The following is an 8,775-nucleotide window of genomic DNA, read 5'->3' as shown; positions in this document are numbered from 1 at the left end:
TTGAACGCCTCGTCCAGGACGGGGTACAACTCATCCTTGAGCCCCAGACGCATCATGTGCGTTTCGTAGCGCTTGTCTTCCAGTATCCACTCAATGTCCAGCAGCTTGCACAGCACGGGAGCGGCGGGCCGCGGCGCAACGGGCGGAGGCGCGGCGACGACCGCCGGAGCGGCGTGCGCGACGGGCGCGCCCCCGCCGTCCGCAGGCTCCACATCCACCTTGTAGTACTCGTCGCCGACATGCACGTGGAACGTGCGGGCGTGCGGTCCCTTGGCCGGGGCCTCGACCTGCTGCTTCTCGGTCAGGAGCCCCTTCTTGTACTTGCTGAAGACGTCGTCTTTCAGCGCGAGCTCCTTCTTGGCCTGTTCCAGACTCTTGGGCTTCACGTCCTCAGGGATAGGCTCCTGGCCGTACTTCCACTTGAGGTAGCGCAGGCCCGTGGTGGGATAGAGGGCGTAAATGAGCGTGTCGCCCATGTCCTTCGCAATGCTCTTGACGTCTTCCTTGGCCTTCGCCATCTCAGGGTCCAGCACGTCCGCGGGCCGCCTGGTGATGGGCGTCTCCCCACGCGGGTAGCCCTTCAGGGCAAGCTTCACCACGTCGGGGTCCATGGCGACAGGGGGCTTGCCATAGAGGCCGTAGGCGTAGTCCTTGACCTGAGCGGTGATCATCTTGTATCGCCCGAAGATGACGTTGTTCACCGCCTGCACGCCCACGATCTGGCTGGTGGGCGTGACCAGGGGCGGATAGCCGAGGTCCTTGCGCGTGCGCGGCAGCTCCTTGTACACCTCTTCCAGCCTGTCAAGGGCGTCCGCCTCCTTGAGTTGGGAGATCAGGTTGCTCGCCATGCCGCCCGGGACCTGGTGGGCCAGCACGCCGGCGTCAATGACCGCCAGCTTGGAGTCGTCAAGGAACGAGCGGTACTTGGGCGCGATGTTCTCGACGTGGGCGCCCAGCTTCAGCATCAGCTCCAGTTCCAGGCCGGGGTCGCGCGGCGTGCCCTGTAGGGTGACGAGCAGCGGCTCGACGGCGGGGTGCGACGTGCGCAGGCCGAGAGGCGCGAGCGAGCAGTCCATGATGTCAATTCCGGCTTCAATCGCCTTGAGTGCGGTCATGGAGGCCATGCCGCTGGTGTAGTGGGTGTGCAACTGAAGCGGCAGCTTCACCGCGTCCTTGATGGCCTTGACCAGTTCATAGGCATCATAGGGCGACAGGATGCCGGCCATGTCCTTGATGCATATGCTATCCGCGCCCATGTCCCGGAAGTTGATCGCCTTCTTGACGAAGTAGTCCACGTTGAAGACGGGGCCGCCGAGCCTGCGCTCGGTCACGGAGTAGCAGATGGCGCCCTGAATGTGCTTGCGGTTCCGCTTGATGGCCTTAAAGGACGTCTCCAGGTTCCGCTCGTCGTTCAGAGCGTCGAAGACCCGGTAGATGTCCATGCCCGCTTCGGAGGAGTAGTCCACGAAGGCGTTGACCACGTCGTCCGCGTAGTTCCGATAGCCCACCAGGTTCTGTCCGCGCAGAAGCATCTGCAGGGGCGTCTTGGGCATCAGCTTCTTGAGGACGCGGAGGCGCTCCCAGGGGTCTTCGGCCAGGAAGCGGGTCATCACGTCGAAGGTGGCGCCGCCCCAGACTTCGACGGAGTAGAAGCCCGCCTTGTCCAGGTCGGCGGCGACGGGGATGATGTCCTCCGTGCGCATCCGGGTGGCCCACAGGCTCTGGTGGCCGTCCCTGAAGGTGAGGTCGGTTATCTTGAGGGGCTTCTGGGTGGTGTCCTTTGCTGCCGTCATGGCTGCCTTCTCCCGGGAGTGATTTGTCGGTGACCTGCGCGGGGGCTTGGGTAATCAGGTTCCTATCGTTTGGCGCGCGGGCGGGTGTGCCAGCCCATGCGCGTCTGCATCAGCTCTGAGCGGCCAAACAACCGCCAGGGGTTGAGACCCGGCGGGGCCTGGTGAGGCGGCGGCGTCGCGCGCCGCGCGGCCTCGAACGCTTCCGCCTGCTGATACGCCTCAACGGCCGCCAAGACGGCGGCCAGCACCGAGGGACTCGGGGACGTTTGAGCAGGCATGGAGCTTTCGCGTCCGCCTTTAGAGTGGGATGTTGCCGTGTTTCTTCGCGGGCAGGGAGTCGCGCTTGTTCTGGAGCATCTCCAGCGCGCGGATGATCTTGGTCCGGGTCTCGCGCGGGTCAATCACGTCGTCAATGAAGCCCCGGCTGGCGGCGACAACGGGAGTGGCGAGCTTCTCCTTGTACTCCTCAATGAGCGCGCGCCGCGTCTCCTCCGGGTTGGCCGACTTGGCGATGGCGTCCCGGTGAATGATGTTCACCGCGCCGTCCGGCCCCATCACGGCGATCTCCGCCGAGGGCCAGGCGAGGTTGATATCGCCGCGCAGGAACTTGCTGGACATAACGATAAACGCGCCGCCGTAGGCCTTCCGCGTGATGATGCAGATTTTGGGGACGGTGGCCTCCGCGTAGGCGTAGATGAGTTTGGCGCCATGCTTGATGATGCCGCCGTACTCCTGCTGGGTGCCGGGCATGAAGCCGGGGACATCCGCAAGGGTGACAAGCGGTATGTTGAACGCGTCGCAGAAGCGGATGAAGCGGGCGCCCTTGAGGGAGGCGTCAATGTCGAGCGCGCCGGCCATGCACATGGGCTGCTGCGCGACGATGCCCACGGGGCGGCCGTTGAACCGGGCGAAGCCAACGAGGATGTTCGGGGCGTAGTGCTCGTGGACCTCCATGAAGTCCCCGCTGTCCGCGATGCGCCGGATAATTTCCTTCATGTCGTAGGGCTTGTTGGGGTCGTCCGGCACGATGGAGGCCAGGGATGCGTCAATGCCATTGGGGCTGCCCGTGGGCTGGACGTGAGGCGGGTCCTCGGTGTTGTTCTGAGGCAGGAAGCTCATCAGTCGCCGTATCTGCTCGAAGCACTCCTGCTCGCTTGCGGAGACGAAATGGCAGACGCCGCTCTTTGTCGCGTGGGCCATCGCGCCGCCCAGCTCTTCGTGCGTCACCTGCTCGCCGGTCACCGCCTTGATGACGTCCGGCCCGGTGATATACATCTGGCTGATGCCCTTGACCATGAAGATGAAGTCGGTGATAGCGGGGGAGTACACGGCGCCTCCCGCCGTGGGCCCCAGCATGACGGATATCTGCGGGATGACACCGGAGGCCAGGGTGTTGCGCAGGAAGATGTTGCCGTAGCCCGCCAGGCTGACCGCCCCTTCCTGGATGCGCGCGCCGCCGGAGTCGTTCAGGCCGATGCACGGCGCGCCGTTCTTCATGGCCATGTCCATGACCTTGCATATCTTCTCGCCGACAACCTCGGACAGCGAGCCGCCGAAGATGGTGAAGTCCTGCGAGTACACGTACGCAAGCCGGCCATGGATGTAGCCGTACCCGGTGACGACGGCGTCGCCCAGATATTTCTTGTCGGCCAGGTCGAAGTCCGTGCAGCGGTGGGTGACGAAGGGGTCCAGCTCTTCAAAAGTGCCTTCGTCCAGGAGGAGGGCGATGCGCTCTCGTGCGGAGAGTTTGCCGCGGGCGTGCTGCTGCTTGATGCGGTCGGCGCCGCCGCCCAGCCGGGACTGCTCGCGCATCTTACGCAAGGCTTCAATCTTGGAGGCGATGGTCCTGGGCTTGTTCTCTATGGTCATAGGCCTCCGGTCCGCGCGCACGCGGGGCTTTCCGGCGCTACGGAAGGGGAGTGTTGCCGGACAGTCGGTCCGGAGTGTGCGCCGCAGGGATTGTTGCAACTTTCACAGGCGGACACTTTGGCTATCCTACCAGAAACGCCCTTTTCGCGCAAGGCGATGGGGAGGCGAGCGCGGAGAGGGGGAGTACCGCACATCAGGATTTGAATTGTTTCAATTTTTTCGAGGGGCCTTCCCTATCTGGTGCTGCTATCTGGCGGGAGGGGTTACGGGTATTTGTTCCTGTTATGTATCGTCATTGGGCGCCGGTAAACGGCGGCGGGCGGACACACCGATCAGCCCCTACAGGGCCAACCACGGCGATTCCGGCAAGGTGTGCCTGGCTGCACATGTGTTCCGTTGACAGAGTAGCGCGTGGTCTTTGGGTGTGGCAAGGGGCGGGTGGCGGGGGTTTGGGGGATGGTTTCACCTCACCCTGTGCAACTAGGGACATCGGTAACACCGACCCCCCCCCGCATGCGGAGAGGGGTTTACCGGACGCCGGGGGCTTGTCCCAGGCTTCAAGCAAACGTTGACAACCAGAGCAAACAGGCCAACAATGCAGGCAGGCGTGGATGAGGGACGGGCGCGGCCTTTGGCGGTTGACGGGAACGCGGGAGAGAAGCGCATGGCCCAGTGCGAGTACGCGCGATACGACGGGAAAAGATGCACGGAAACCGCCCAGGCGGGCCAGTCCCTTTGCATTCTGCACGACACGAACTCCGCCAAGAGCGCCGCCGAATTCCTGACGACGCTGAAGAGCAAGGTTGATAGAGAGGAGGGCGACACCGCGTTCACCGAGGTCAATCTGGCAGGCGTGGTCTTCCCGCCGGACTTTCGCTGGGCAGATGTCGTAAGCAGCGGCAAAGCGCTTGGCAAGAGCGCAAACTTCTGGGACACCACGTTCACCGGGGCCGCCTCCTTCGGGAACACCACGTTCAGCGGGGACGCCCACTTCAGGCGCGCCATGTTCAGCAGGGCCGCCGACTTCGGGGACGCCATGTTCAGCAGGGCCGCCGACTTCGGGGACGCCATGTTCAGCGGGGACGCCCACTTCGGGGACGCCACGTTCAGCGGGGACGCCGACTTCGGGGACGCCATGTTCAGCAGGGCCGCCGACTTCGGGGACGCCATGTTCAGCGGGGACGCCGACTTCGGGGACGCCATGTTCAGCAGGGCCGCCGACTTCGGGGACGCCATGTTCAGCGGGGACGCCGACTTCAGGGGCGCTATGTTTGCTGCCCATGCTGATTTCCGCGTTGTGTTCACGAAGGACGCCATATTCAGGGGTACTACGTTTACCGGCGACGTCGACTTTCGGCGCGTTCGCTTCACCGAGGCCGCCGACTTCGGAGGCGCCAGGTTCCTGAAAGTGGCTATCTTCGGGCTCGTCATGTTCGGCAAGGCCGCCGACTTCGGGGGCGCCAGATTTACTGGTGCCGCATACTTCGGCGGCGCCACGTTCAGCGGGGACGCTAACTTCCACCGCGCCAGATTGTCTCGGGATCACCAGGTGATGTTCATCAGAGCGAGGTTTCGGGAGTCACTGAACTTCCGTGGAACAGAATTCCCTACAAGCGATGCCCCGGGCACGCTCTTTTTTTCCTATGTGGCCTTGGAGAAACCCGAGCGCGTTTACTTCCAGGATGTTAGCCTCTCGCGGGTCTCCTTCCTGGGCACCGACCTCCGGCAGGTCCACTTCCTCAACACGACGTGGGCGAAGCTACCGGAACGGCTCCGGCCTTCGCCTCGATGGTGGCCTTTCACTACGATGAGAGCGGTATGGAGACGGCGGGCCAGGTGGCTGCGGCACTGGCCGCACGGGCGACCCCTCAACGTCCTCTACGACGACCCCAGAGTCAGCGGAGGGGGAATGTCCCAGGAATCTGCCTCCCAGGCGGCGGAGCTGTACCGGCAACTGCGGGTGAACCTGGAAGAGAACCGCCAGCACATAGAGGCGGGGGACTTCTACGTGGGCCAGATGGACATGCGGCTGCACGACACACACTTTGCATGGCGGGGCCTGCTGCGGCTGTACGGGATCGCCGCTCTGTATGGGGAGAGCTATTTGAGGCCCTTGGCACTCTACGGGATAACGGCGCTGGTTTTTGGCCTTTTGTATCTCGCGGCGGGGTTTCACTCGGTACGCCGTCCCGTTTTGGATCTGGCCGCCCTGGCTGATGGGGCCTTCTGGAAAGACTATGTTGAGGCGGTCGTGCTTGCCCTGCGCGCGGGCCCCATCCCCGTGTCTGAACCAGAGGCGGTGTCCCGATGGATGCTGCCTCTGCGTTATCTGAACGCCCTGGCGAACGTCCTGCTCCTGGCCGTGGCCGTCATCGCTCTGCGACGCGCGTTCCGGCGGTAGACGGTCTTCCGGCTAGTGGCGCGTCCCCGAAGTTCATTGCTACAAGCTATCCCGAAATGCAGTGCTCATGGTTCGACGGGCTCACCATGAGCGGGAAAACAGTCGCTCACCCTGAGCCTGTCGAAGAGCGAGCGGCATTTCGGGACGACTTCTAATGTCATTGCGAGCCCCGATGAAATCGGGGCGTGGCAATCTGGTTGCGGGATACGCCTCTCCTCCAGATTGCTTCGTCGTCCTTCCGCGGAAGGACTCCTCGCACTGACAATGCATACGCGTATTTCAGGGACAGGACACCAGGTTCTGTTGACATTGTCCGCTCACCCTGTCCGAAGGACTCCGGACTCCTTCGGAGAGCTTGTCGAAGGGCGAGCGGGTGATGTTGTTATCCCGCTCATGGATTCGACCCTTCGGCTCTGCTCAGGGCAGGCGTGCTCACCATGAGCGGAGAAATACAGATTGTCAACAGAGCCTAGCGGCGCGTCCCGGCCAGGCGCGGGTCCCAGGCATCCCGCAGGCCGTCTCCAAAGATATTGATGCCCAGGACGGCGAAGCTGATGGCAAGGCCGGGGAATATGGCGGCCCACGGGCCTTGCTCGAAGTAGGTGCGCCCCATGCCGCTGAGGTCGGCGCCCCACGACGGCGTGGGCGGCGGCGCGCCCAGCCCCAGGAAGCTCAGCGACGCCTCCGTGATGATGGCGCGCGCCAGCCCGGCGGTCGCGACGATGATGACCGGCGCCAGTACGTTCGGGAGGACGTGGCTTGCGACGATGCGCAGGTCCCTGGCGCCGACCGCCCGCGCGGCTTCGATGTACTGCGACTCCTTGATGCTCAGGACGCTGCCTCGGACGACACGAGCCATCTGGGGGGTCATCACGATGCCGATGGCGAGCACCAGGTTGGTCATGCTCCCGCCCAGGACCGCCACGATGACCAGCGCCAGCAGCAGTGTGGGGAACGCCATGAGGACGTCCATGACGCGCTGGATGGAGAGGTCCAGGACTCCGCCCCAGTAGGCGGAGACGACGCCCAGGACAAGACCGACGAGTGTGCCTAGGACGACGCTCGCAATGCCGATGCCCATCGAGACCCGCGCGCCCCAGATGACCCGGCTCAGTATGTCGTGCCCCAGCTTGTCGGTGCCCATCAGGAACTGAGGGCCTGGGGGAGCGAAACGGAAGTCGTAGTGGAGGGTCAGGGGATCGTAGGGAGAGAAGATGGGTGCGCCTATCGCGAGGATGGTCATGAAGAGCAGGATGGCCCCACCGGCCGCGCTCAAGGGCTTGCGCCGGGCAAAATCCCACAGGCCGTGGACTGCCTTTGCTCCAGTCCACGGCCGGGACGCGCTGAGGGTCAACTCTGCTCTATGGGCCTCCATGCGGCTACCTATGTGATATGCCTACAGAACAAGTTCGCCGTTATGCCCACCTATTTGTCCAGCCATACCGCTTCCATCAAGTGAGCGTCCTGCGTGGCGGGCTCCTTCACGCCTTTCACCCACGGGTGGTACAGCAAATAGCTGTTCGCGTTGAAGAGGAAGAGCGCCCACGACTGGTCAATCATGCGCTGGTCAAACTGGCGCGCAAGCTGCTTGAGCCTGGTGATGTCCGCGGTCTGCTTCATGCTCGTCAGCATGCGGCCCAGCTCCGCGTCATTGAGGTGGTACCGGCCCTTGGGCGCCCAGTAGTCCGTGATGCGCTCCGTGAGTTCAAGCGTCGGCGTTCCGGCGTGGAGCATGCCGACGTAGTCCCCGGCGTCCCGTTGCGCGACGATTGTCGTGTGCTCCAGGACGACGGGCTTGATCTCCACGTTGATGGCCTTGAGCATGTCCTTGGCCACGGTCAGGGATTCAACCGAGTCCGGCCGTCGCACGCTGGCCTTGACCTCCACGCTGAGGCCGTTGGGATAGCCCGCCTCGGCCAGAAGCTGCTTTGCTTTGGCGATGTCCGGCTTATAGAGCTTCGTCAGCTCGTCCTGAGACAGCCCCCACGCGGGGCCGAGCCCGTAAATGGACTTGCTCAGTTCGCCTTCGCCGCTCAGGACCACCTGGATGAGCTTGTCGCGGTCAATAGCCAGGGAGAACGCCTGGCGGACGCGAATGTCGTCGAACGGCTTCTTGGCCGGGTGCATGAAGAAGATGTTCTGGTCAACGGGACGGCGCGCAATGCCCATGTCCGGGTTGGTCTTCTTCAGGTTCTGAAGCTCGCCTATCACCGCGGAGAACATGTCGGCCTGGCGGGAACGGAAGTAGGCGACGCGGGTGGCGGGGTCCGGCACGATGACGACCTTGATGCCGTCCAAATAGGGAAGCCCCTTCTTCCAGTAGTCCTTGTTCTTCACAAGGTTGTAGCTCACATCGGTGCGATAGCTCTGCAGGAAGAAGGCCCCTGTCCCGACCAGGTTCTTGCTGGCATCCCCGTACTTCTCGACCACCTCGCGCGCGACCATCCGGTTGAACGGGCTGGACATATTGCTCAAAAACGTCGAGTCCGGTTCCTTCAGGACGACCTTGATGCTCTGCCCGTCCACGACATCCGCCGACTTGATGAGCTGGAATTGTTCGCGGCGGAGCAGTTTCTTGTCGTCTGCGCTTTTGCGCTTGAAGTTCCACAGCACGTCCTGGACGGTGAACTCCCTGCCGTTCACGGGCTCCATGCTGTGCCACTTGACGCCCCTGCGCATCTTGAAGATGTACGTCTGGGCGTCGGGCGCCTC

General features: G+C 63.5%; 6 protein-coding genes. 1 reads left to right on the top strand and 5 read right to left on the bottom strand.

Going from position 1 to position 8,775, the window contains the following annotated elements; translation table 11 throughout:
- The 3 genes from Q7T26_13235 to Q7T26_13225 form a co-directional block, all read right to left on the bottom strand.
- Positions 1–1,793 (bottom strand): pyruvate carboxylase subunit B (locus Q7T26_13235; protein MDO8533105.1); only part of this gene is annotated, 1,793 nt, incomplete at its 3' end.
- A gap of 62 nt (positions 1,794–1,855) precedes the next feature.
- Positions 1,856–2,071, bottom strand: coding sequence for a hypothetical protein (locus Q7T26_13230; GenBank protein ID MDO8533104.1), 216 nt, complete (start codon positions 2,069–2,071; stop codon positions 1,856–1,858).
- Between the two features lie 19 nt (positions 2,072–2,090).
- Positions 2,091–3,662, bottom strand: coding sequence for a carboxyl transferase domain-containing protein (locus Q7T26_13225; protein ID MDO8533103.1), 1,572 nt, complete (start codon positions 3,660–3,662; stop codon positions 2,091–2,093).
- 595 nt (positions 3,663–4,257) lie between these two features.
- Between Q7T26_13225 and Q7T26_13220 the strand changes: the two genes are divergently transcribed.
- Positions 4,258–6,063: a pentapeptide repeat-containing protein gene (locus Q7T26_13220; protein ID MDO8533102.1), complete on the top strand. Its 1,806-nt coding sequence runs from the start codon at positions 4,258–4,260 to the stop codon at positions 6,061–6,063.
- A gap of 469 nt (positions 6,064–6,532) precedes the next feature.
- Here Q7T26_13220 and Q7T26_13215 read toward each other — a convergent pair whose 3' ends face one another.
- Together Q7T26_13215 and Q7T26_13210 are read right to left on the bottom strand one after the other, a co-directional pair.
- A complete protein-coding gene (locus Q7T26_13215; protein MDO8533101.1) occupies positions 6,533–7,438 on the bottom strand; it encodes an ABC transporter permease in 906 nt (301 codons plus the stop codon).
- A gap of 50 nt (positions 7,439–7,488) precedes the next feature.
- The coding region (locus tag Q7T26_13210; GenBank protein MDO8533100.1) for an ABC transporter substrate-binding protein at positions 7,489–8,775 on the bottom strand (1,287 nt) is incomplete at its 5' end.

The sequence above is a fragment of the Dehalococcoidia bacterium genome (assembly GCA_030648205.1).
Classification (GTDB): Bacteria; Chloroflexota; Dehalococcoidia; order JAUSIH01; family JAUSIH01; genus JAUSIH01.
The sequence above is the reverse complement of the archived record's forward strand: the minus strand, read 5'-3'. Positions and strand labels throughout refer to the sequence as shown.

Excerpts from the sequence above, each read along its gene's own strand:
- Q7T26_13230 (MDO8533104.1), bottom strand. The coding sequence starts at position 2,071 with ATGCCTGCTCAAACGTCCCCGAGTCCCTCGGTGCTGGCCGCCGTCTTG.
- Q7T26_13225 (MDO8533103.1), bottom strand. The coding sequence starts at position 3,662 with ATGACCATAGAGAACAAGCCCAGGACCATCGCCTCCAAGATTGAAGCC.
- Q7T26_13220 (MDO8533102.1), top strand. The coding sequence starts at position 4,258 with ATGCAGGCAGGCGTGGATGAGGGACGGGCGCGGCCTTTGGCGGTTGAC.
- Q7T26_13215 (MDO8533101.1), bottom strand. The coding sequence starts at position 7,438 with ATGGAGGCCCATAGAGCAGAGTTGACCCTCAGCGCGTCCCGGCCGTGG.